Here is a 21,695-nt window from a genome sequence, read left to right on the forward strand (position 1 = left end):
CGGCGGAGGTTATCACCCGGCTAGTCGGCGTCGGCCCCCACGCGCGAGGCGGGCGGGACGGTCACCTTCGCCGAGGCGGTCACCTTGCCGGCCGCGTGCTGACCGACCGGCTCGTCGGCGGCGTGCGCGCCGACCGGACCGCCGGCCACCGCCTTCTCGGCGGGCTCCGCCGTCGGGGCCGCGCTGTCGTCGATGTCGTCCCGGTCGTCGGGGGAGGCGGCGGCGGCGAGGACAGCGGCGGACGCCAGCTCGGCGACCCGCTTGGCTTCCTTCTGCACCTGCCGGCGGACGTCGGTGGCGTGCCGCTCGGCGGCCTCGCCGGCCCGCTTGGCCTCGGCCACCCGGTTGAGCTCGGCCTCGAGGTCCTTGCGGGTGTCGGCGAGACGCTGCTGCACCCGCTCGGTCTCCTGCTCGCCGGCCTGGGCGCGATCCCGCGCGTCGGCGAGACGGTGCTCGGCCTCGGCCACCTTGGCCTGGGCGACCTCGAGGTCGGTGGCGGCCTGAGCGATCTTCTCCTGCTGGGTGGCGATCTCTTTCCGTACGGCCGTGGCCTGCTCGTCCGAGCGACGGAGCACGTCCTCCGCGTACTTGTCGGCCTCGCTGCGCAGGTCGGCGCACTGCTTCTCGACGCCGCTGCGCAGCTGGGCGAGCTCCTGCACCACGCCCTGCCGGCGCTGGGCCAGTTCCTGCTCCACACTGGCCTTCAGCTCGTTGTGGGCGCGGTCGGCGTCCATCCGCTGGGCCGCGATGTCCTGCTGCATCTTCTCCCGGAGGGCCTTGATCTCCTGATCGGCCTGCATCCGGGTCGACTTCGCATAACCGTCGGCCTCGGCCCGCACCCGCTGCGACTCGCGCGCGGTCTTCTCGGTGAGCTGCTGGGCCTCGGCGCGGGCCCGGCCCAGCGCGTTCTCGGCCTCGGCGCGCATCTGCTCGGCGGACTGGCGGGCGGCCGACAGCGCCTTCTCCGACGCGGACCGCTTGACGGCGTCGGACCGCTCCTCCTCGGCACGGCGGGCGGCCAGCGCGATCTCGAAGTCGCGGATGCCGTCGTGCGCGTGCTTTTCGGACTCGGCGCGGATGCGCTCGGCCTCGGCCAGCCGGGCGGCGATGTCGTCGGTGGCGGAGGCCTTGATCGCCTCGGCCTGCTCCTCGGCCAGCGTCAGGATCTGCTCGACCCGGGCGCCCAGGTGGCGGAACGAGACCTCGGGCCCGACCCCGCCCTGGCGGCGCACCTGGGTGATCTCCTGCTGGAGGCGCTCGATCTGCGCGGCCATGCCCTGGATCTGCGCGTAGGCCTGCTCCCGCTCGGACGCCAGCGCGGCGATCTCGTTCTCGGCCCGGGCCACGTACCGCTCGACCTGCTTCTTCTCGTAACCCCGCAGGGCCGTCTCGAAGCTGGGTTCGGTGGCCGCGTCTCCGCCGAGACCGAAGATTTCACCGCCGTGCGACATGCTGTCCATCCTCACATACGCATCGTCCGGTCAAGTACCGATACACACCGTCCTGGCCGGAGTATGCGTCTAGTTGTGATTTGTCTTAGCCGGCTTGTAGGAGCAAGGCTACGCGCGCCACAACGACTCAGGCCGCACCGGAGAAACTCCGATACGGCCCGGATCGTGTGCGTAGCGGCCGACCGAACCACCGTCGCGCACAGCAGAGGATGGCGCAACCGGAGCGGTCAGTGGCGAACGACTCAGGAATTGGTCTTCGCTGGTACCGGCTTGTCTCCGGCGCCGTTCTTGTCGGCCTCGGGAGTCCGCTGGGTGGGAGCCTCGGCCTTGGCCGCCTCGGCGCCGGCCGCCCCGGAACTGGGCTTGGCGGTCGCGCCACCGACCCCGGGAACCAGGCCGGAGAGGCCGGAGAGCATCTGCCCGAGCTGGTTGGTGACCGCGTCCTTCTGGCGGGTCAGGTCTTCCACCTCGCGCTTGGCCGCCTGGGTGGTCAGCTCGGCCTCGGTACGGGCGTCGCTCATCAGGCGCTGGGCCTCGGCGCGAGCCTCGGTGACCGTCTTCTCGGAGAGGGCGCGGGCCTTCTCGGTGGTCTCGTTGGCGTTCCGCTCGGACTCGACGCGGCGCTGCTCGGCGCGCTGCGAGATCTCCTTGGAGCGGTCCTCGGCGGCGCGGGCGCGCTCCTCGGCCTCGGACACCATCTTCTGCGTGGCGCTGACCTGGGCGGCGTGCCGCTGCGACTCCTCGCGCTCGGCCTTCTCCCGCCGCTCGGCGATCTCGAGGGAGAGCGCCTGGAGGTCCTTGTCGCGCTTGTCGCGGGCGTCGGTCAGCAGCTTGGTCGCCTCGGCGCGCTTCTCCTCGGCCTCGCGGGAGGCCTTGGCCCGCAGTTGGGTGATCTCCCGCTCGGCGGTGGCGCGCAGCGACGCCACCTCGCGCTCCACGGTCGACTTCAGCTCGGCGACCTCGTGCGCGGTGACCGTGCGCAACTGCTTGGTCTCGCGGTCGGCGTCGGACCGCAGCGTGTCGGCCTCGCGCCGGGCCTGGACGCGGGCCTCGGCCGCCTCCCGCTCGGCGTGGGTGCGCACCTGGCCGGACTCGCGCTCGGCGGTCGCCTTCATGGCGGCGGCCTCGGCGCGCGCCTTGTCGGTGATCTCGCGTGCCTCGAGCCGGGCCGCCGAGAGGATGCCCTCGGACTCCCGCTTCGCCTCGTTGCGGTGCTCGTTCGCCTGCTCCTCGGCCAGCCGCAGGATCTGCTCGACCCGGGTGCCCAGCCCGGAGAGCGTCGGCCGGTTGTTCTCCTCGAGCAGCTTGTTGCTGTCGGCGAGCTTCTGCTCCACCGCGTTCAGCCGCTGCTCGGCCTGGCGCAGCCGGCGCTGCGCGTCGTTCATCCGCTGCTCGGCCTCACCACGGGCCTGCTCGGACTGGTTGAGCGCGGCGACCAGCCGGCCCAGGTGAGCGTCAACCTGTCCGCGGTCGTAGCCGCGGAGGACGACGGTGAAGTCGTGCTGCGAGTTCGCACCGTCGAAAAATGCCAAGTTCTGATCCTGCTGCTGAGGCATTGGGCCATCCTGGCGAAGACGCACCTGCCACGCAAGAGCGGACCGGCATCGGAAAAGACACGTAGATCAGCTTTGAGCTGGCCGTAAGCCTTTCGGCCGGACGGCCCCGGCCACCCGGCGGCGGACGCTCGCCGGGCCGTCACCTGCTGTATCCGGGGTTCGGGCACCCGGCGGCGCGGTCGCGCCCCTCGATGTGCACGATCCTGCCAGGCCACCGGGCCGTCCGTCAGGAGGATTCACCCGGAAGACGGAGCAATCAGGCGGGTTCCACCAATTCCACCAGAACTCCGCCCGCGTCCTTGGGGTGGACGAAGTTGATCCGCGAGCCGGCCGTGCCCCGCCGCGGGGTGTCGTAGAGCAGCCGCAGCCCCCGGGCCCGGAGTGCGGCCGAGGCCGCCTCGACGTCGGCCACCGTGTACGCCAGCTGCTGCAGGCCGGGGCCGCTGCGGTCGAGGAACTTCGCGATCGCCGAGTCGGGCCGGGCCGGGGCGAGCAGCTGGAGCTTCGGACCGGCGCCGTCGCCGACCGCGAGCATCGCCTCGCGTACGCCTTGCTCCTCGTTCGTCTCTTCATGCACCACCCGCATGCCGAAGGTCTCCGCGTAGAAGGCCTTGGCGGCGTCGAGATCGGCGACGGCGATCCCGACGTGATCTATCCGCAGGAGGTCGACAACAAGGAATGTGACATTCACAGGGGAGTTAGGTGCGGCCTCGGTCATCCCACTAGTCTTACTTGAACCACCGTTCAGGACGAAAGCGATCAACCGTGACCACCTCGGTAATCGTCAGCGGCGCCCGCACGCCCATGGGCCGCCTGCTCGGCAACCTCAAGTCGCTCCCCGGCACCGCGCTCGGCGGCCACGCCATCGAGGCCGCCCTCGCTCGCGGCGGCGTCGCGCCCGACCAGGTGCAATACGTGATCATGGGCCAGGTGCTGCAGGCCGGCGCCGGGCAGATCACCGCCCGCCAGGCCGCGGTGCTCGCCGGCATCCCGATGACCACCCCGGCGGTGACGATCAACAAGGTGTGCCTCTCCGGCCTCGACGCGATCGCCCTGGCCGACCAGCTGATCCGGGCCGGCGAGTTCGACGTCGTGGTGGCCGGCGGCATGGAGTCGATGACCAACGCGCCGCACCTGATCAACCAGCGTCAGGGCACCAAGTTCGGCGACGTGGCCGTGCACGACCACATGGCGTGGGACGGGCTCACCGACCCGTGGGACGGCATCGCGATGGGCGAGGCCACCGAGCGCAGCGGGGCCAAGCTCGGCATCACCCGCGAGGAGCAGGACGAGTTCGCGGCGCTGAGCCACCAGCGGGCCGCCGCCGCGCAGAAGAACGGCCACTTCGCCGACGAGATCGCCCCGATCACCCTCGCCCAGCGCGGCGGCGACGTGGTCGTCGACACCGACGAGGGCGTCCGGCCCGACGCGACCGCCGCGTCGCTGGCCAAGCTGCGCCCGGCGTTCGCCCAGGACGGCACGATCACCGCCGGCAGCGCCTCGCCGATCTCCGACGGCGCCGCCGCGGTCGTGGTGATGAGCCGGGCCAAGGCCGAGGAGCTCGGCCTGACCTGGATCGCCGAGATCGTCGCGCACGGCAACGTGGCCGGTCCCGACAGCTCGCTGCAGTCCCAGCCGGCCAACGCGATCAAGCACGCGCTCGGCAAGGCCGGCCTCTCCGTCGACGACATCGACCTCTTCGAGATGAACGAGGCGTTCGCCCAGGTCGTCCTCCAATCGGCGCGCGAGCTCGGCGTCGGCGACGACGTGGTGAACGTCAACGGCGGCGCGATCGCGCTCGGCCACCCGATCGGCATGTCCGGCGCCCGCCTGGTGCTGACCCTGGCGCTCGAGCTCAAGCGCCGCGGCGGCGGCCTCGGTGCGGCCGGTCTCTGCGGCGGCGGCGGTCAGGGCGACGCGCTGATCATCAAGGTTCCCGCGGAGTGAGTCGTCGGCACGACGTGCCCACGCTGGTCGCCAAGGCGCGCGACGGCGATCCGCGGTCGGTGGCCCGGCTGATCAGCCTGGTCGAGAACGGCGATCCCGCGCTGCCCGAGGTGGCCGCGGCGCTCGCGCCCTACGCCGGCCACGCCCAGGTGGTCGGCCTCACCGGCTCGCCCGGCGTCGGCAAGTCGACCACCACCAACGAGCTGGTCCGGGCCCTGCGCGCGGCGGGCAAGCGGGTGGGCGTGCTCGCCGTCGACCCGTCCAGCCCGTTCACCGGCGGCGCCATCCTCGGCGACCGGGTGCGGATGCAGGAGCACACCACCGATCCCGGCGTCTACATCCGGTCGATGTCGAGCCGGGGCCAGCTGGGCGGTCTGGCGGCGGCCACTCCCCAGGCCGTACGCGTGCTGGAAGGCGCCGGCTGCGAGGTGATCCTGGTCGAGACCGTCGGGGTCGGCCAGGCCGAGGTGGAGATCGCCTCGCTCGCCGACACGACGCTGGTCCTGCTCGCGCCCGGCATGGGCGACGCGATCCAGGCGGTCAAGGCCGGCGTGCTCGAGATCGCCGACGTCTTCGTGATCAACAAGGCCGACCGGCCCGGCGCCGACGCCACCTACCGCGACATCCAGGGGATGCTCGGGCTCGGCGAGCGCGCGCCGGGGGACTGGCGGCCGCTGGTCGTGCGGGCCACGGCGGTGCGCGGCGAGGGCATCGACGAGGTGCTGGCGGCGATCGGGAAGCACCGCGGCTGGCTCGAGTCCAGCGGAAATCTCCAGGACCGCCGCGAACGGCGGGCGGCGGTGGAGGTCGAGGCGATCGCGCTCGGCACGCTGCGGGCCCGGATCGGAAACCTCCGCGACGGTACGGCGCTGAGCGCGCTCGCCGCCGCGGTGGCGGCCGGGGAGCTCGACCCCTACGCCGCCGCCGACGAGCTGATCAAGGGCCTGTAAACGCGGCCAGCGTCCGCTGGATCAGCTCCAGGTCCCAGGTGAGCCGGCCCGCCTCGAGGTCGTCCACCACCCCGCGCAGCCAGGCGATCTCGGCCGTGAGCATGGCCGCCCGATACTCGTCCTCGATGAGGAACAGCCGCGGCATGCCCGGCGGCGCCTGCTCCCGGATCGCTCGCACCCGCGCCTCCTGGGCCTCGATCCGGGTCTCGAGCAGCCCCTGCACCTCGGCCGGCGCGAGCGGGGCGAGGAACGCCAGCGCGACCGGGAACTCGGGGAACTCGCGCGCCGGCGCCGGCAGCATGTCGGTGAGCCAGCGGCGGAACGTCGCGGCGCCCTCGCCGGTGATCTCGTAGACCGTCCGCTCCGGCCGGCCCGCCTCCCGCGTGGTCGCGGTGGGCCGGGCCAGGCCGTCCCGCACCAGGCGGTCGAGCGCCTGGTAGACGCTGTTGCGCTGGGCCACGTTGACGAGCTGGTCCTGTCCCCGCTCCTTGATCACCTGCTGCATCCGGTACGGGTGCATGGGCGCCTCGGTCAGCAGCGCCAGCAACACCATCGTCAGCGTCGATCGGCGCGGTTCTCCCATGTGATCAGCTTACGGGCTTGACGAAGCATAGTCATAGTATGCATAGTCAGCTTATGACTAAGACTGCACTCGTGGCCGGCGGCGGGATCGCCGGCGCCGTCGCCGCCATCGCCCTGCACCGCGCCGGCCTGGCGCCGCGCCTGTTCGAGACCCGCGCCGAGGGGGAGGACGACGTCCGCGGCGCCTTCGTGACCGTCGCCGTCAACGGCCTGACCGCGCTGCGCGCCCTCGACCTCGACCCGGCCCGCGTGCTGGCGGCCGGCTTCCCCACCCCGCAACTGGCCATGTCCAACGGCGCGGGCCGCCGGCTGGCCGTGCTGCCGCTCGGTGGCCCGACCGCCGACGGCACCGTCACCACCACGATCCGGCGGGCCGATCTCTACAACTCCCTGCGCGCGGCCGTCGCCGCGCGTGGCATCCCGATCGAGTACGGCAAGCGCCTGACCGGCTACGCCTCACTTTCCGCGGGCGTGGTGGCGGCGAGCTTCGCCGACGGCACCACCGCCGAAGGCGAACTGCTCGTGGGCGCCGACGGCCTGCGCTCCCGGACCCGGGAGCTGCTCAATCCGGGCGGGCCCGAGCCGACGTACCTGGGCCTGCTCAACACCGGTGGATTCACCGACCGCCCGGTCGACGCCGACCTCGACCGCACGCCCGGCCTCATGCACATGGCCTTCGGCCGCAAGTCCTTCTTCGGCTGGGCGGTCGCGCCCGACGGCCGGGTCTGGTGGTTCGCCAACCCGCCGAGCGAGCGCCCGGCGCGCTCCGGCGACTACACGCCCGAGTCCTGGCGGGCCCACCTGATCGGCCTGTTCGAGGGCGACGACCTGCCCGCGGCCGCCATCATCCGGGCCACCGACGTGGCGATCGGCCCGTGGAACACCGATGACCTGCGCCGGGTGCCGGTGTGGCACTCCGACCGGGTGGTGCTGGCCGGCGACGCCGCGCACGCGGTCGCGCCGTCCGCGGGCCAGGGCGCGTCGATGGCCATCGAGGACGCGGTGGTGCTGGGTCGTTGCCTGGCCGCCTCCGACGACATCGCGACGGCGCTCGACGCGTACGAGCAAACTCGCCGTTCCCGGGTCGAGAAGGTGGTCGCCCAGGGTCGCCGCAACGGCAGCGGCAAGACGGCCGGCCCGGTCGGCGCCGCCATCCGCGACGCGATGTTCCCGGCGTTTCTCAAGCTCGCCTACCGCAAGGGAAATCCGCAGGCCTGGATTCTCGACCATCGGGTGTGACGAGAGGCCTTAGGGATCGTTCAGGAAACCCGTACGATGGGCCGCATGGATGCTGCCGACATCGCCGCCGGCCGGGAGCGCTGGCAACGGCGCTACGACGCCTCTCGCAAGCGGGAGGCCGACTTCACCACGCTCTCCGGAGCGACCGTCGACCCGGTCTACGGGCCACCCGACGGCGTCGCCTACCCGGGATTCGATCGCATCGGGTGGCCGGGCGAGTTCCCGTACACCCGTGGTCTCTATCCGACCGGTTATCGCGGACGCACCTGGACCATCCGCCAGTTCGCGGGGTTCGGCAACGCGCAGCAGACCAACGAGCGCTACAAGATGATCCTGGCGGCCGGCGGCGGCGGGCTGAGCGTCGCCTTCGACATGCCGACGCTGATGGGCCGCGACTCCGACGAGCCGCAGTCGCTGGGCGAGGTGGGCCACTGCGGCGTCGCGATCGACTCGGCCGCCGACATGGACGTGCTGTTCGGCGGCATCGACCTGCAGGCCGTCACGACCAGCATGACGATCTCGGGGCCGGCCGTTCCGGTCTTCTGCATGTACCTGGTGGCGGCCGAGCGGCAGGGCGCCGACCTGTCCCGCCTCGACGGGACGCTGCAGACCGACATCTTCAAGGAGTACATCGCGCAGAAGGAGTGGCTCTTCGCGCCCGAGCCGCACCTGCGCCTGATCGGCGACCTGATGGAGTACTGCGCCTCGTCGATCCCGCGCTACAAGCCGCTGTCGGTCAGCGGCTACCACATCCGCGAGGCCGGCTCGACCGCCGCGCAGGAGCTGGCGTACACGCTGGCCGACGGCTTCGGCTACGTCGAGCTCGGGCTCAGCCGCGGGCTCGACGTCAACCAGTTCGCGCCCGGCCTCTCGTTCTTCTTCGACGCGCACATCGACTTCTTCGAGGAGATCGCCAAGTTCCGGGCGGCGCGCCGCATCTGGGCCCGGCACCTGCGCGACGACTACGGCGCCACCAGCGAGAAGGCGTTGTGGCTGAAGTTCCACACGCAGACCGCCGGCGTCTCGTTGACCGCCCAGCAGCCGGTCAACAACGTGGTGCGCACGGCGGTCGAGGCGCTGGCCGCGGTGCTCGGCGGCACGAACTCGCTGCACACCAACGCCCTCGACGAGACGCTCGCGCTGCCCACCGACGAGTCGGCCGAGATCGCCCTGCGCACCCAGCAGGTGCTGATGGAGGAGACCGGGGTGGTCAACGTGGCCGACCCGCTCGGCGGCTCCTGGTACCTCGAGGCGCTCACCGACCGCATCGAGGCCGAGGCCGAGGAGATCTTCGCCCGCATCCGCGAGCTGGGCACCGACGGCAGCATCACGTCGGGCATCCTGCGCGGCATCGAGGACGGCTGGTTCACCGCGAACATCGCCGAGGCGGCGTTCGTCTACCAGCAGGCGCTGGAGAAGGACGAGAAGCGGATCGTCGGCGTCAACGCGCACACCGGCACGGTCACGAAGGATCTGGAGATCCTCCGGGTCTCCCACGAGGTCGAGCTGGTGCAGAAGCGCGAGCTGGGCGATCGGCGGGCTGCCCGGGATTCCGTACGGGTGAAAGCCGCTCTCGATCAGCTGGTGGCCGTGGCCCGCACCGACGAGAACATGATCCCCGCCATGCTCGAAGCCGCCCGCGCGGAAGCGACCTTGGGCGAAATCTGCGGCGCGCTGAAGGGCGAGTGGGGGATCTATCGGGAGCCTGCCCGGTTCTAGCCTGTTTGCGCCGTTCGCCGCCGCACGCCGTCACCCCTCTGCGCCGTCGCCCGCCGTCACCCCTCTGCGCCGTCGCCCCTCGCCGTCGCCACCCCACCGCGCCGTCGCCCCCCGCCCGCCGTCGCCCCCCGCCCGCCGTCGCCACCCCACCCCGCCGTCGCCACCCCACCCCGTTCAGTGGGTGGGGTGACTTTAGGGGCCGCCTACGACAATTTTCCGGAGCTGTCCACAACGCGGCCGGTGATCTGGCACGCGCGGTCCGCCCGGGATCTTGCGCAAGCGGGCGACGGCGTCGAGTATCTGGGTGACGTGCGGTTGTGACGTCCGATATCGGCCGCCCCGCGGCACGGCGAACCGCCTTGTCAGCGTGCGAGACTAGGTAACCATGAGCGACCCACGGACCACTCCGTCGATCTACACCCGCGGCGCGGTCGATCTCAGCGCGCTGCGCTCCCCGGCCCCCGCATCCTCGGCGGCGCCGACCCGTCCGGCTGCCTCGCCGGCCGCGCCCGCTGACGGCGCGCCCGCGGGCTTCCCGGGCAGCGGCGGGCCCGAGACCATCATCGAAGTCAACGAGGCCAACTTCCAGTCGGCCGTCCTCGAGCGTTCCCTGAGCACGCCGGTCATCCTCGACTTCTGGGCCGACTGGTGCGAGCCGTGCAAGCAGCTCTCGCCCGTGCTCGAGCGGCTCGCGCAGGCCGGCGGCGGCTCCTGGGTGCTCGGCAAGGTCGATGTGGACGCGAACCCGCGGCTGGCTCAGGCGCTGCGCGTGCAGGGCATCCCGATGGTGGTCGCGGTCGTGGGCGGGCAGCTCGTCGAGGGCTTCACCGGCGTTCTCCCCGAGCACCAGGTGAAGCAGTACGTGGACGCGGTGCTCAAGGCCGGTGGCATCGAGGTCGAGGCGGCCGCCGACCCGCGGCTCGACGCGGCCGACGACGCGCTGATGGTCGGTGACCTCGACGCGGCCGAGCAGGCGTACAAGAAGATCCTCGCCGAGGCGCCCACCGACGCGGCCGCCGAGTCCGGCCTGGCCCAGGTCTCGCTCTACCGCCGGGTGAGCGGGGCCGACCCGGCCGCCGCGCTGGCCAAGGCCGCGGCCGACCCCGACGACATCGAGGCCCAGCTGCTGGCGGCCGACGTCGAGGTGCTCTCCGGGCAGGCCGACCTGGCGTACGACCGGCTGGTCGTGCTGGTCAAGCGCACCGCGGGCGACGACCGAGACGCCGTACGCAAGCATCTGCTGTCACTGTTCAGCGTGGCCGGCCCGGACGATCCCGCGGTCGCCGGGGCGCGCCGAGCGCTGGCCAGCGCGCTCTTCTAGGCGGGAGGCTCCGTGCGCCGGATCGCAGTCCTCGACGCACCGTCCAACCTCGGTCTGCGTCCGCCGACCGCGACGTCGGTGCCCGGCTGCGCCAAGGCGCCCGGAGCCCTCCGTGACCACGGCCTGCTCACCCAGCTCGGCGCCCGCGACGCCGGCTGTCTGACGCCGCCGCGCTACGACGCCGGCGAGTGGCGACCCGGCGACGGCGTGGCGCACGCGGCCCAGATCGCGGCCTACTCGCGCCGGCTGGCCGACCGCATCGGCGGCATCCTCGACGCCGGCGAGTTCCCGGTCATCCTCGGCGGCGACTGCTCGATCCTGCTCGGCTCGGGTCTGGCCATGCACCGCCTGGGCGAGGCCGTCGGCGGCCGCATCGGCCTGGTCTTCGTCGACGGCCACTCCGACTTCCGCCACCCCGGCAACGCGTCGTACGTGGGCGCGGCCGCCGGCGAGGACCTGGCGCTGGTCACCGGCCGCGGCCAGGCCGACCTGGCGTCGATCGAGGGCCGCCGGCCGTACTTCCGCGACATCGACGTGGTGGTGCTCGGCATCCGCGCCCAGGACGAGTACCGGCTCGATCTCCAGGCGGCCGGCATCGTGACCCGCCCGGTCCCGGCGCTGCGGGCCGAGGGCGCCGCCCGCACCGCCCAGTGGGCCCGGGACCAGCTGGTCGACTGCGCCGGCTACTGGGTGCACGTGGACGTCGACGTCCTCGACCCGGCCGTGATGCCCGCGGTGGACGCCCCCTCGCCGGGCGGGATCGCGTTCCCCGAGCTCGAGCTGCTGCTGGCCGGCCTGGTCGAGTCGCCGCACTGCCTGGGCGTCGAGATCACCGTTTTCGATCCCGACTACGACCCCGAGGGCGAGTACGCCGCCGAGATCACCACGACGGTGGCCGCGGGGCTGGCGGTCGCCCGGCGGGTCGTGCCCCGGCCCGATCTGATCGCCGCCCGGGCCGACCTGAGCACCACCCCGAGGCCCGCGCACGCCGCCGCCGCGGTCGCGGCCGACGAGCCTGAGCTGGCCGACGAGCCTGAGGTGACCGACGAGCCTGAGCTGGCCGACGAGCCTGAGCTGGCCGACGAGCCTGAGCTGGCCGACGAGCCTGAGCCGGCCGACGAGCCCGAGGCGGCCGACGAGCCCGAACTGGCCGACGAGCCCGAGCCGGCCGACGAGATCAAGGCGGCAACCGGCCTCGAAGCGGAGCCGGAAGCCGAGCCAGAAGCGATCGTCGAGCCGGAAGCCGAAACCGCTCCGGAGCCGGAAGCGGTCGTGGAACCCGAAGCCGTAGCCGAGCCCAAGGCCGTGGTCGAGCGCGAGAAGCCGGCCCGCCTGGCGTCCCGGCCGCTGGGGCAGAACCCCCTGCTCGACTCGGAACCCCTGCCCGCGACCCGCCCCGGCATGCTGCGACCGCGCCCGGCCGAAGAGCTGCCGGCCGCCGACGGGTTCACGCTTCCCGTGCAGCGGCCGGCCTTCGACGTCGGGTCGGGCTCGCCGGCCGACGTCGTCTAACGGGTCAGTTCAGGGCGTTCAGGAACTTCGCCACCAACGGGACCGCGGCGTCGGCGCCGGCGCCGCCCTTCTGGACCATCACGGCGAACGCCACGTCGCCCTGGTAGCCGATGAACCACGAGTGCGTGTCCTTCGACTTCTCGTCGAACTCGGCCGTGCCCGTCTTGCCGTAGACGGGGGCGCCCTTGACGGTGCGCAGCGCCGTGCCGGTGCCGCTCGTCACCACCTCGCGCATCATCGACCGCAACGCCGTCACGGCGCCGCCGTCCAGCTTGGCGCCGTCCGCCGCGGGCTTCGCGGGCGCCGGATCGATCACCAGCTTGGGCTGCTTGAACTGGCCGCGGGCCACCGCCGCCGCCACGCTCGCCATCGCGACCGGGCTGACCGCCGTCGCGCCCTGGCCGAAGGTCGCGGCGGCGAGCTCGGTCGGGGTGTCGGCGGGCGAGACCTTGCCGCTGAACGACTCGATGCCCATGTCCCACTGGCCGCCGAGACCGAGCGCCGAGGCCGCGCTGTGCAGGCCGTCGGCGCCCAGCTTCGACGAGAGCCCGACGAACGCCGTGTTGCACGACTTCGAGTAGTCGACGTGGAACGGGACCTTCCCGAACTCCTCGCCGCCCGAGTTCTTGAACTCCCGCCCGTCCACGGTCGCGGTCGCGGGGCAGTCGACCGGGGTCGCCGCCGTGACGGCTTTCTGCTGCAACAACCCGTACGCGGAAACGGTTTTGAATGTCGATCCGGGCGGGACCTGGCCGGTGAGCGCCGTGTCGACCGTGCCGCCGTCGGGGCCGTTGGCGACCGCGAGGATCGACCCGTCGCTCACCTTGATGGCGATGAGCGAGCTGGGCTGCTTCTGGGTCGCCAGGGCGGCGTCGGCGGCGTTCTGCACCTTGGTGTCGAGGGTGACCTTGATCGGTTTCCCGTCGACCGGCTTGGTGCTGTAGAGCTGCGCGTCGCTGACCGTGCCGTCCGCGGCCTCGCGGGCGATCACCACCGAGACCCCGGCCGTGCCGCGCAGCGTCGTGTCGTACCGCTGCTGGAGACCGCCGTGCCCGACGACGTCACCCTGCGCGACCGCCTCGGGGTTGGCGTCGATGTCCTCGCGGGTCGCCTCGTCGGCCGTCCCGAGCAGGGCCCGGGCGAAGGCGCGGGTGGGTGCGAGGCTGCGGTTCTCCTCGCGGAACACGGTGCCGGCCAGCGGCCGTACGGTGTCCCGGATCTTGTCGTAGTCCGGCCGGCGCAGCGTGACCAGGTCGATGAACGCGCCCTCGTCGGCGTTCTTCACGCGATCGGCAAGGTTGGACATGTCGACGTCAATCTTGATCTTCTTGAACGCCGCGGCCAGGTCCTTCTGCAACTGTGCCAAGTTTTTGATCTTCTGCGGGCTGATCCCGACGGTGACCACCGGCCGCGGCGTCACGATCGCCTCCCCGGACGCGTCCTCAATGGCCGCGCGCTTGGTCGCGAGCCGGCGGACGCCCAGCTTGTCGCCGGCGGCCAGCTCGCTCTGCACGATCGCCGGCTCCCAGATCACCCGCCACCCGTCGCTCTTCTGCTTGGTGAGGCGGACGGTGCTGTTGTACGACCAGGGCGCGCCCCCGGGCAGCGTCCAGTCCAGCTTGATCGTGCTGGAGGCGATGTCCCCGGTCACCTTCGGGTCGCCGACCGTGGTCAACACCAGCGACTGCTTGGCCAGGTCACCGGAGAGCGCGTGCAACTGCTCCACCACGTCGTTGGCCGAGACCTTGCCGCCGTCGGCGCTGACGAACCCGACCGCGCTCAGGTCGCCGCTGCGCCAGCCCGCCAGAAAGTCCTTGACCGTGCCGTCCGGCCCATCCTTGGAACAGGCCACCAGGCCGCCGGCGACCAGCGTCAACGTGGCCACGAAGGTGGCCGCGCGCCAGCGCGTCGAGTCACGACGGTCACGCATGAGCTCCCCTTTCCCGGGTACACCGGAAGCGATGCTACGGAACGGTAATAAAGTCGCGCCCGTTCCGTGGACCCGGTAGGGGTGACGTACCGCAAATTTGCCGTGGATCGGACCGATCCCACCACGGGTGTGATCCGGGATGCCCGGCCCGTTCTACGCTGTGGGCGACAAGTTCGAACCCACAGTGTCGTGGGTGAGGGGAGCACCAAGCCATGGCTGTCGCCGACGAGCCGACGTCGGAATCCGACCCGACCACCGATCCTGAGCTGGACTTATCTCAGGGCCCCGGGCTCGCCCTCACGGGCCGGCTCGGAGCGTCCGACGATGGTGAGCTCGACGAGCCACTGCCGAACGGCGAGCGCCTGGTGGCGCAGGCCGTCGAGGTGGCCGGCGCCGACCACGCGACCGCGTCGCTGGTCAGCCGCTTCTGGCGGTTCGCGCCGGACGAGGAACTGGTCGGTTTCACCGCACAGGAGATGTACGACGCCGCGGTCGCGCATCGCGAGCTGGCCGCCGTCCGGTTGCCGGGCGAGCTGAAGCTGGCGATAACGCCGCCGATCGGCTCCCAGTGCCATACCGTCGTGCAGATCGTCACCGACGACATGCCGTTCCTGGTCGACTCGGTGATCGCCCTGCTCACCGCCCACCAGCTCCAGGTGCACCTGCTGGTCCACCCGCTGATCGTGGTCCGGCGCGAGCCGCTGGGCGCGCTGGCCGACCTCGCCGCCGACGTCGAGCCGGACGACGCGATCGACGGCGACCTGGTGGAGAGCTGGATCCGGATCGAGATCGACCCGGTCCGCCGCGAGGAGGCCCGCGAGCAGCTGCACAACGAGGTCCGCCGGGTGCTGACCGACGTGCGCGACGCGGTCGAGGACTGGCCGCGCATGCGCCAGCGGGCCGTGGTGATCGCCGACGAGCTGGCCTCCGCGCGTGGCTCCGAGACCAAGCTGCCGGTGCCGGACAAAGACGTCACGGACACGACCGAGCTGCTCAAGTGGCTGTCCCACGACCACTTCACGTTCCTCGGCTACCGCGAGTACCGCCTCGACGGCGACACGCTCACCGCGGTGCCGGGCACCGGCCTGGGCATTCTGCGCGGCGACTCGAACCCGCGCGCCCTCTCGACGATGACTCCCGAGGCGTACAAGCGGGCTCTCGAGAAGCGCCTGCTGGTGATCACCAAGGCCAACTCGCGGGCGACCGTGCACCGCTCGGCGTACCTCGACTACATCGGGGTGAAGACCTTCGACGATCACGGTGAGGTGATCGGCGAGCGGCGCTTCCTGGGCCTGTTCTCGTCGTCGGCCTACCGCACCAGCGTGCGCGAGCTGCCGGTGGTCAAGCGCAAGGTGATGGAGGTGCTCGACCGCTCCGGCCTGTCCCCGCGCGGCCACTCCGGGAAAGACCTGCTCCAGATCCTGGAGACCTATCCGCGCGACGAGCTCTTCCAGATCAAGACCGATGACCTGTACGAGGCGGTGATCGGCGTCCTGCGGATGGCCGGACGTCGCCAGCTGCGGCTCTTCCTGCGCCGGGACGGCTACGGCCGGTTCATCTCGTGCCTCATCTACATGCCGCGCGACCGGTTCACCACCGGCAACCGGCTGCGGATGCAGGAGATCCTGCTGCGCGAGCTGAACGGCATCGGCGTCGACTACACGACCCGGGTCACCGAGCGGATGCTGGCCCGCATCCACTTCATCGTGCGCACCGACCCGGCCGACCCGCCGGGCCAGGTCGACCCGAACGCGCTGGCCGAGATGCTCGCCGACGCCACCCGCATGTGGGACGACGACTTCTCCCTGGTGCTCGAGCGCAAGCTGGGCGAGGAGCCGGCCCGCCAGCTGTTCGCGCGCTACGCGGCGGCGTATCCGGACAGCTACAAGGACGGCCACACGCCGTACGAGGGAATGCAGGATCTCGCGAAGCTCGAGCTCTTGGAGGAAGAGGGCCAGCTCGAGATGCACCTCTACCGCAAGCGGCGGCCGGGCAAGAGCGGCGAGCCCGAGCCCGACGATCACGACGTACGGTTCAAGGTCTACCGCTACGGGGAGCCGATGATGCTCTCGGCGGTGCTTCCGGTGCTGCACTCGCTCGGCGTGCAGGTGGTGGATGAGCGGCCGTACGAGATCCGCCGCTCCGACGGCACGATCTATCTCTACGACTTCGGCCTGCGCCCGCCGGCCGCGCACCGGGAACTGGCCGAGGTCCGTCCCCAGGTGGAGAACGCGTTCGCGGCCGCCTGGCGGGGCGAGGCCGAGGTGGACGGCTTCAACGAGCTGGTGCTCCGGGCCGGGCTCACCTGGCGCCAGGTGGTGGTGCTCCGGGCGTACGCGAAATATCAGCGCCAAGCCGGCAGCGTCTTCTCCCAGCGCTACATCGAGTCGACCTTCATCGCCTACCCGGAGATCGCCCGCCTGCTGGTCACGCTGTTCGAGACGCGTTTCTCGCCGCGGCTGGAGGCCGGCGAGGGCGAGCGCTCGCGGCTGGCCGACGAGATCGTCGAGCGGGTCACGGAGCTGCTCGACGGCGTCGACAGCCTCGACCAGGACCGGATCCTGCGGTCGTACCTGACCCTGGTGCAGGCCACGCTGCGCACCAGCTTCTTCCAGCGTGGCCCGGACGGCCGCCCGAAGTCGTACGTCGCCTTCAAGCTCGACCCCAAGGCCATCCCCGACCTGCCCGAGCCCCGCCCGAAGTACGAGATCTTCGTGTACTCGCCGCGGTTCGAGGGCGTGCACCTGCGGTTCGGCGCCGTGGCCCGCGGCGGCCTGCGCTGGTCCGACCGGCGCGAGGACTTCCGCACCGAGGTGCTCGGCCTGGTCAAGGCCCAGATGGTGAAGAACGCGGTAATCGTGCCGGTGGGCGCCAAGGGCGGGTTCGTCCTGAAGCAGAAGCCGGGCGACCGGGACGAGGCCGTCGAGTGCTACAAGCGGTTCATCACCGCCCTGCTCGACGTCACCGACAACATCCACAGCGGCAAGATCATCCCGCCGCGGGACGTGGTCCGGCACGACGGCGACGACCCCTACCTGGTGGTCGCGGCGGACAAGGGCACGGCCACGTTCTCCGACATCGCCAACGCGATCTCGGTCGGCAAGGACTTCTGGCTCGGCGACGCGTTCGCGAGCGGGGGCTCGGCCGGGTACGACCACAAGAAGATGGGCATCACCGCGCGTGGCGCCTGGGAGTCGGTCAAGAAGCACTTCCGCGACCTCGGCGTCGACACCCAGACCGAGGACTTCACGGTGGTGGGCGTCGGTGACATGTCGGGCGACGTCTTCGGCAACGGGATGCTTTTATCGGAACATATCCGACTTATCGCCGCGTTTGACCACCGGCACATCTTCCTCGACCCCTCGCCGGACGCCGCTACGTCGTTCGCCGAGCGGCGACGACTGTTCGATCTCCCCCGTTCGTCGTGGGCGGACTATTCGGCGGAGCTGATCAGCAAGGGCGGTGGCGTTTTTTCGCGTACGGCCAAATCGATCCCGATTTCGCCGGAAGTGCGGGCCGCGCTCAATCTCGGCGACGCGACCTCGGTCAGCCCGGCCGAGCTGATGAAGGCGATCCTGCGGGCGCCGGTCGACCTGCTGTTCAACGGCGGCATCGGCACCTACGTGAAGGCGATGTCCGAGACGCACGCCGACGTCGGCGACAAGACCAACGACGCGATCCGGATCAACGGGTCGCAGCTGCGGGTCAAGGTCGTCGGCGAGGGCGGCAACCTCGGGCTCACCCAGCGCGGGCGCATCGAGTTCGCCCGCGCCGGCGGCCGGATCTACACCGACTTCATCGACAACACGGCCGGCGTCGACTGCTCCGACCACGAGGTCAACATCAAGATCCTGCTCGGCGGCGCGGTCACCGACGGGGAGCTGAGCGTCCCCGACCGGGACACGCTGCTCGCGCAGATGACCGACGAGGTCGCGGCCCTGGTGCTGCGGGACAACTACGAGCAGGCGTCGGCGCTGGGCAACGCCCGGGCCCAGGCCCACTCGCTGCTGCCCGTGCACCGCCGGATGCTGACCTCGCTGGAGGAGGCCGGGCAGCTCAACCGCGAGCTGGAGGCGCTGCCCACCGACGCCGACCTGGCCGCGCGCTACGAGAACGGCGAGGGGCTCACGGCGCCGGAGTTCGCGGTCCTGCTCGCGTACGTGAAGATCTCGCTCGAGCGCGAGGTGCTCGCCGACGAGCTGGTCGACGAGCCCTGGACCAACGGCGTGCTCGCGCGGTACTTCCCGACACCGCTGCGCGAGCGCTTCGCCTCGCGGATGGCCGGTCACCGCCTGCGTCGCGAGATCATCTCGACGGCGCTGGTCAACGAGGTGGTCAACCGCGGCGGCACGTCGTTCGTCTTCCGGGCGATGGAGGAGAGCGGGGCATCGGCCGCCGACGTCATGCGGGCGTACGTGGTGGTCCGTGAGGCCTACGGGCTGCCGGAGATCTGGGCGGCCGCCGAGGCGCTCGACAACCAGGTCCCGACGCCGGCGCAGACCCTGGTCTTCCTCGAGTCGCGGCGGCTGCTCGACCGGGCGGTCCGCTGGCTGGTGAGCACCCGGCGCTCGCCGCTCGACGTGGCCGGTGAGATCACCAAGCTCAAGTCGGGCGTGCGCGATCTGCTGCCCCAGCTGCCGTCGGTGCTGGTCGGCATCGAGCGCCGGTCGATGGACGAGCACGTGGCGACGCTGGTCGACAAGGGTGTGCCGCTCGACCAGGCCGAGCGCGTGACCTGGGCGAACTACGGTTTCGGCCTGCTCGACGTGCTGACCGCCAGCGCGCTGACCGGCCGCGACGCGATCGAGGTGGCCCGGGTCTACTTCGTGCTGTCCGAGCGCTTCCAGATCGACCAGCTGCTCTCGCACATCTCGAAGCTGCCGCGCGGCGACCGGTGGCAGACGCTGGCCCGGATGGCGTTGCGGTACGACCTGTACGCGGCGCTGGCGGCGTTGACGGTCGAGGTGCTGGAGTCGACGTCGGCGACCTCCTCCGCGGAGGACCGGGTCTCGCAGTGGGAGCACGTCAACGCGGCATCGATCGCGCGGGCGTCGAACGCGATGGGCAACGTCGACGACACGCCGGCCGAGCTGGCGGCGTTGTCGGTGCTGCTCCGGCAGATCCGCACGCTGGTCAAGACCTCGTCGGCCAGCTCATAGCCGGGCCGTGATCCACGCCTCCGCCGTGGTACCCCCAAGGGGTATATGGTGGAGGCGTGGAGCGGGTTATCGAGCTGGAGATCGGCGGCATGACGTGCGCGTCGTGTGCGAGCCGCATCGAGAAGAAGCTGAACCGGCTCGACGGTGTGGTCGCTACCGTCAACTACGCCACCGAGAAGGCGCGTGCCACGGTGCCGGCTTCGGTCACGGCCGGCGACCTGATCGCCGTTGTCGAGAAAACCGGATATAAGGCCTTCTTTCAGGCGCCTTTGGTTGCTCCCCCCGCGCGTGACCCACTTCGGGACCGGCTGCTGATCTCGGCCGCGCTCAGCCTGCCGGTGATCGTGCTCGCGATGGTGCCGGCCTGGCAGTTCACGTACTGGCAGTGGCTGTCGCTGACCCTCGCCGCGCCGGTCGTCGTCTACGGCGGGTGGCCGTTCCACCGGGCCGCGTTCGTCAACCTGCGGCACGGCGCCGCGACCATGGACACGCTGGTCTCCCTCGGCACGCTCGCCGCCTTCGGCTGGTCGCTGTGGGCGCTCTTCCTCGGCGATGCCGGCATGCCCGGCATGACGCACCCGTTCTCGCTGACCGCCCGCGACGGCGACGCCATCTACCTCGAGGCGGCCGCCGGGGTGACGACGTTCCTGCTGGCCGGGCGCTATCTGGAGGCGCGCGCCAAGCGGCGGGCGGGCGACGCGTTGCGGTCGCTGCTCTCGCTCGGCGCGAAGTCGGTCACCGTCCTGCGGGACGGCCGGGAGCGGGCGATCGCGGCGGCGGACCTCAAGGTGGGCGATCTTTTCCTGGTACGCCCGGGCGAGAAGCTGGCCACCGACGGCGAGGTGGTCGAGGGCGTCTCGGCGCTCGACCAGAGCCTGCTCACCGGCGAGTCGGTGCCGGTCGAGGTGCACCCCGGCGACCAGGTGACCGGCGCGACGGTGAACGCGGGCGGTCGCCTGACGATCCGGGCCACCCGGGTCGGCGCCGACACGCAACTGGCGCAGATGGCCCGCCTGGTCGAGGAGGCGCAGAACGGCAAGGCCGCGGTCCAGCGCCTGGCCGACCGCATCGCGGCCGTCTTCGTCCCGGTGGTGATCGCCCTGGCCGTGGCCACCCTCGGCTTCTGGCTCGGCACCGGCCACGGCGCGACGACGGCGTTCACCGCGGCCGTGGCCGTCCTGATCATCGCCTGCCCGTGCGCGCTGGGCCTGGCCACCCCGACGGCGTTGCTGGTGGGCACCGGGCGCGGCGCCCAGCTGGGCATCCTGATCCGCGGGGTGGAGGCGCTCGAGTCCACCCGCCGGGCCGACACGATTGTTTTGGACAAAACGGGCACGGTAACCACCGGCCGCATGTCGGTGATCGACGTGGTCCTCGCTTCCGACCGTGCGGGCGCCACGGTTGACCTTCGCGTGGCGCCCGGGCCCGCGGACGATCTCCTCCGTCTGGCCGGCGCCGTGGAGGCGGCCTCCGAGCATCCCCTGGGCCGCGCGATCACCGCCGCCGCCCGCGAGCGCGGCGACCTGCCGCCGGTCACCGACTTCCAGGCGACGGCCGGGGTGGGCGTCCGGGGCCGGGTCGAGGGCGTCCGGGTCGAGGTCGGCGCGGGCGCGCCCCAGGACCATCGACAGGCGGCGACGTGGGTCGAGGTCCGCGTCGACGACCGGGTGCGCGGATGGATGGCTCTGGCCGACGCCGTACGCCCGACCAGCCGCGCCGCGATAGCCGAGCTCAAGCGTCTGGGCCTCGAGCCGATGCTCGTCACTGGCGACGCCCAGCCGGTGGCCGAGGCCGTAGCCGCCGAAACCGGCATCACCCAGGTCTTCGCGGGCGTCCTCCCGGCCGGCAAGGTCGACGTGGTCAAGCGCCTCCAGCGAGAGGGCCGCTCGGTAGCCATGGTCGGCGACGGCGTGAACGACGCCGCCGCCCTCGCCCAGGCCGACCTGGGCCTGGCCATGGGCGCCGGCACCGACGTGGCGATCCAGGCCTCGGATCTGACTTTGGTGCGCGACGACCTGACCGCCGCGGTGGACGCGGTGCGCCTGTCCCGCCGCACCCTCACGATCATCCGGAGCAACCTGTTCTGGGCCTTCGCCTACAACGTGGCCGCCCTGCCCTTGGCCGCCGCCGGCTTGCTGAACCCAATGATCGCCGGCGCCGCGATGGCCCTGAGCTCGATCTTCGTGGTCCTGAACAGCCTCCGCCTGCGCAACTTCCGCCCAGCCCACATCCCCGGCGCGCCGAGGTAAGCAGAGCTGTGGCTCTCGCGCGCCTGCGCGGAGGTGTGGTTCTCGCGCGCCGGCCCTGAGGTGGCGCGCCGCGGTGTTCC

General features: G+C 71.7%; 12 protein-coding genes and 1 pseudogene. 8 read left to right on the forward strand and 5 right to left on the reverse strand.

Features of this window, described 5'->3' with window-relative positions:
• Positions 1–20: 20 nt before the first annotated feature.
• The 3 genes from ACZ6TB_RS39695 to mce all read right to left on the reverse strand — a co-directional run bounded on the left by ACZ6TB_RS39695 (position 21) and on the right by mce (position 3,725).
• Positions 21–1,460: a coiled-coil domain-containing protein gene (locus ACZ6TB_RS39695; RefSeq protein ID WP_465564301.1), complete on the reverse strand. Its 1,440-nt coding sequence runs from the start codon at positions 1,458–1,460 to the stop codon at positions 21–23.
• A 233-nt stretch (positions 1,461–1,693) separates the two neighbouring features.
• On the reverse strand, positions 1,694–3,007 hold the full coding sequence (locus ACZ6TB_RS39700; RefSeq protein WP_465563993.1) for a DivIVA domain-containing protein: 1,314 nt from the start codon (positions 3,005–3,007) through the stop codon (positions 1,694–1,696).
• A gap of 256 nt (positions 3,008–3,263) precedes the next feature.
• Positions 3,264–3,725 (reverse strand): methylmalonyl-CoA epimerase, encoded by a 462-nt coding sequence (gene mce / locus ACZ6TB_RS39705; RefSeq protein WP_465563996.1) that lies wholly within the window; start codon positions 3,723–3,725, stop codon positions 3,264–3,266.
• A 47-nt stretch (positions 3,726–3,772) separates the two neighbouring features.
• Between mce and ACZ6TB_RS39710 the strand changes: the two genes are divergently transcribed.
• Positions 3,773–4,954, forward strand: coding sequence for an acetyl-CoA C-acetyltransferase (locus tag ACZ6TB_RS39710; RefSeq protein ID WP_465563999.1), 1,182 nt, complete (start codon positions 3,773–3,775; stop codon positions 4,952–4,954).
• The gene (gene meaB / locus ACZ6TB_RS39715) at positions 4,951–5,904 is read left to right on the forward strand and encodes a methylmalonyl Co-A mutase-associated GTPase MeaB (protein WP_465564001.1); all 954 of its coding nucleotides are present in this window, start codon (positions 4,951–4,953) and stop codon (positions 5,902–5,904) included. Before ACZ6TB_RS39710 ends, meaB begins: the two co-directional genes overlap by 4 nt.
• On the opposite strand, the gene ACZ6TB_RS39720 is transcribed toward meaB, so the two are convergent.
• Entirely contained in the window at positions 5,891–6,487 is a 597-nt protein-coding gene (locus tag ACZ6TB_RS39720) for a PadR family transcriptional regulator (RefSeq protein WP_465564004.1), read from the reverse strand. The genes meaB and ACZ6TB_RS39720 overlap by 14 nt on opposite strands.
• 53 nt (positions 6,488–6,540) lie before the next feature.
• On the opposite strand from ACZ6TB_RS39720, the gene ACZ6TB_RS39725 reads away from it, so the two are divergent.
• From ACZ6TB_RS39725 to ACZ6TB_RS39740, 4 genes and pseudogenes are all read left to right on the forward strand, one after another.
• Positions 6,541–7,725: an FAD-dependent oxidoreductase gene (locus ACZ6TB_RS39725; protein WP_465564007.1), complete on the forward strand. Its 1,185-nt coding sequence runs from the start codon at positions 6,541–6,543 to the stop codon at positions 7,723–7,725.
• Positions 7,726–7,770: 45 nt separating this feature from the next.
• Positions 7,771–9,444, forward strand: a complete 1,674-nt coding sequence (locus ACZ6TB_RS39730; RefSeq protein ID WP_465564009.1) for an acyl-CoA mutase large subunit family protein — start codon at positions 7,771–7,773, stop codon at positions 9,442–9,444.
• A 385-nt stretch (positions 9,445–9,829) separates the two neighbouring features.
• Positions 9,830–10,765, forward strand: a complete 936-nt coding sequence (locus ACZ6TB_RS39735) for a tetratricopeptide repeat protein (RefSeq protein ID WP_465564012.1) — start codon at positions 9,830–9,832, stop codon at positions 10,763–10,765.
• A 12-nt stretch (positions 10,766–10,777) separates the two neighbouring features.
• A pseudogene (locus ACZ6TB_RS39740) lies at positions 10,778–11,671 on the forward strand (arginase family protein); the annotation flags it as partial.
• Positions 11,672–12,281: 610 nt separating this feature from the next.
• Here ACZ6TB_RS39740 and ACZ6TB_RS39745 read toward each other — a convergent pair.
• Positions 12,282–14,207 (reverse strand): penicillin-binding transpeptidase domain-containing protein, encoded by a 1,926-nt coding sequence (locus ACZ6TB_RS39745; protein WP_465564015.1) that lies wholly within the window; start codon positions 14,205–14,207, stop codon positions 12,282–12,284.
• A 212-nt stretch (positions 14,208–14,419) separates the two neighbouring features.
• Here ACZ6TB_RS39745 and ACZ6TB_RS39750 point away from each other — a divergent pair, with 212 nt between their 5' ends.
• Positions 14,420–19,366, forward strand: coding sequence for an NAD-glutamate dehydrogenase (locus tag ACZ6TB_RS39750; RefSeq protein WP_465564018.1), 4,947 nt, complete (start codon positions 14,420–14,422; stop codon positions 19,364–19,366).
• Positions 19,367–19,455: 89 nt separating this feature from the next.
• Complete coding sequence (locus tag ACZ6TB_RS39755; RefSeq protein ID WP_465564303.1) at positions 19,456–21,615, forward strand: heavy metal translocating P-type ATPase; 2,160 nt, start codon at positions 19,456–19,458, stop codon at positions 21,613–21,615.
• Positions 21,616–21,695 lie beyond the last annotated feature (80 nt).

This window comes from Actinoplanes sp. NPDC051537 (assembly GCF_055586105.1).

Excerpts from the sequence above, each read along its gene's own strand:
- ACZ6TB_RS39750 (WP_465564018.1), top strand. The coding sequence starts at position 14,420 with ATGGCTGTCGCCGACGAGCCGACGTCGGAATCCGACCCGACCACCGAT.
- ACZ6TB_RS39700 (WP_465563993.1), bottom strand. The coding sequence starts at position 3,007 with ATGCCTCAGCAGCAGGATCAGAACTTGGCATTTTTCGACGGTGCGAAC.
- ACZ6TB_RS39735 (WP_465564012.1), top strand. The coding sequence starts at position 9,830 with ATGAGCGACCCACGGACCACTCCGTCGATCTACACCCGCGGCGCGGTC.
- ACZ6TB_RS39745 (WP_465564015.1), bottom strand. The coding sequence starts at position 14,207 with ATGCGTGACCGTCGTGACTCGACGCGCTGGCGCGCGGCCACCTTCGTG.
- ACZ6TB_RS39720 (WP_465564004.1), bottom strand. The coding sequence starts at position 6,487 with ATGGGAGAACCGCGCCGATCGACGCTGACGATGGTGTTGCTGGCGCTG.
- ACZ6TB_RS39730 (WP_465564009.1), top strand. The coding sequence starts at position 7,771 with ATGGATGCTGCCGACATCGCCGCCGGCCGGGAGCGCTGGCAACGGCGC.
- ACZ6TB_RS39725 (WP_465564007.1), top strand. The coding sequence starts at position 6,541 with ATGACTAAGACTGCACTCGTGGCCGGCGGCGGGATCGCCGGCGCCGTC.
- ACZ6TB_RS39755 (WP_465564303.1), top strand. The coding sequence starts at position 19,456 with ATGACGTGCGCGTCGTGTGCGAGCCGCATCGAGAAGAAGCTGAACCGG.
- ACZ6TB_RS39695 (WP_465564301.1), bottom strand. The coding sequence starts at position 1,460 with ATGGACAGCATGTCGCACGGCGGTGAAATCTTCGGTCTCGGCGGAGAC.
- mce (WP_465563996.1), bottom strand. The coding sequence starts at position 3,725 with ATGACCGAGGCCGCACCTAACTCCCCTGTGAATGTCACATTCCTTGTT.